Genomic DNA, 1,647 nt, shown 5'->3' on the forward strand with positions numbered 1-1,647 from the left:
TCTTTCATCCCCTTTTCCCTGCCGCTTTTCTCTGCCTCATACCGCATCGTGGCTTCGTCATGGAGGAACTTTTCACGCTCCTCCATCATCGCCCTCACCATCTCATCTGATGACGCCTTCTTCATCTCTTTCATTGCCATCAGAATTCCCTCCTCTTTCTTCAGCACGCCGGGCATGGCTTCAGGGTCTGCCGCATAGTGTTCCCCAAATTTCAAGACATGGAGCCACTTCTCGAACGTGGTCCGCAGGTATCGCGGCTTGTCCTTGCGGAACTTCGGGAGCTCGATGAAGTGAATCTCCTTCAGGTCTGTAAGCTGCCTCTTTGATTTTATACTCACAGAGCATCACTGAGGGCACCATTATACTAAAGAGTATAATGTGCCTCAGTACATATTACCATACCGGTAAATATTATGTAAATCCCCTTCCTCCCTGAGCAGTATATAATTCAGTATCGATATGGATATGGATTTCTTGAGATTCTCGAAGTGAACGCCCTTTTTCAGCTCCCCGGTGAAAAGCCTGTCGTGATAATAAATAACCCTGGCAATGTAAGATGAGTATGATTTTACCTGCATCTCTATGTTATAGCGCTTCCCCGTGCTGTCCGATGCTTTCACGTCGAGGGTGCTGAACTTGTCCTTCAGATATTCCTTGAGATTCATGGGATTCAGAATCTTCAGGGAGGTGATTCTCTGATCTCCCTCAAGATTCAGTATCGCGTTGAGCAGTGAGATCAGTATCTTCTCATTTTTCTCATGGCCGAAGACATACTTAAAGATGATGTCATTTCTGAGGCTTATCGTCAGCTGGTCGTTCGCAGTGTCCGTTATCATGGTCCCCATCCTTTCATCCTGCTTTCTCTTTTGAGCACTCCCTTGCATAAGATTATAAGGGGGATAGTTTGACAGGATGTGGCCGAAATGTGAGCAGAACCGGATTTATTGTAAAAAGATTGTGAACCGGGAAAAGGAGTGCTGCGGAGAGCCCGGGCAAAAGGCCTCTTGAAGAGCTTTTTCATATGGTAACAGGCCCCTGGATTTCTGCGCCTCTCTGTGAGGAGCTGCTTTCGCGCGGCAGCCCTGTGGTGTAGAGAGATGCCAGGGGACATTCTCCCGGCACACAAGGGATTTTCTGTGCAAAGAGACACCTATAGGGAAAATCCCAAACTGTGTGCTGGAAGAGGAGAATGATCCCCTGGCCTCCTGGTGTCTGCATCGCTCAGCTTTCAATCCACGCCCCTGCGCGAGGGCCTCCGGGACAGCCGGTAAAACCGGTTCCGCCGGGGAAAAAGCCTGAAAGTACTGTAGAAACCATGATCCGGATCGGGAGGTCCCTCGTTGCCTGCGAAGGGCCTCTGTGCATAATCACTCTGCAGGGAGCCCCCGTCGCCCCGGGAGGCTCGCCGCCAGCCGTCGCAGAGGTGAGGAGGATTCCATGGAGAAGCACCTGGGACAAGGCGGGCCCGACGCCGGGAAAAGGGATTGACAGGCTTATTGCCGTCATATGCGCACTCCTGGTGCTGCTGCAGGTCATGCTGGCCATCGCCGCCGCCGCTCCGACCGCACAGATTGCATCTGCGCAGGACTCACCAGGCACGGGGCATTCATCCTCCTTTCTCTTTTGCCTTTTCACCGCTCTTCGCCA

The 1,647-nt window shown here is 51.8% G+C and carries 1 protein-coding gene and 1 pseudogene; one reads left to right on the plus strand and one right to left on the minus strand.

Features of this window, described 5'->3' with window-relative positions; all coding sequences use genetic code 11:
* A pseudogene (locus tag RDV48_29205) lies at positions 1-884 on the minus strand (Rpn family recombination-promoting nuclease/putative transposase).
* A 431-nt stretch (positions 885-1,315) separates the two neighbouring features.
* On the opposite strand from RDV48_29205, the gene RDV48_29210 reads away from it, so the two are divergent.
* Positions 1,316-1,647 (plus strand): hypothetical protein (locus RDV48_29210; protein MDQ7826913.1); only part of this gene is annotated, 332 nt, incomplete at its 3' end.

The sequence above is a fragment of the Candidatus Eremiobacterota bacterium genome, assembly GCA_031082125.1.
Classification (GTDB): Bacteria; Vulcanimicrobiota; CADAWZ01; order CADAWZ01; family Ess09-12; genus Ess09-12.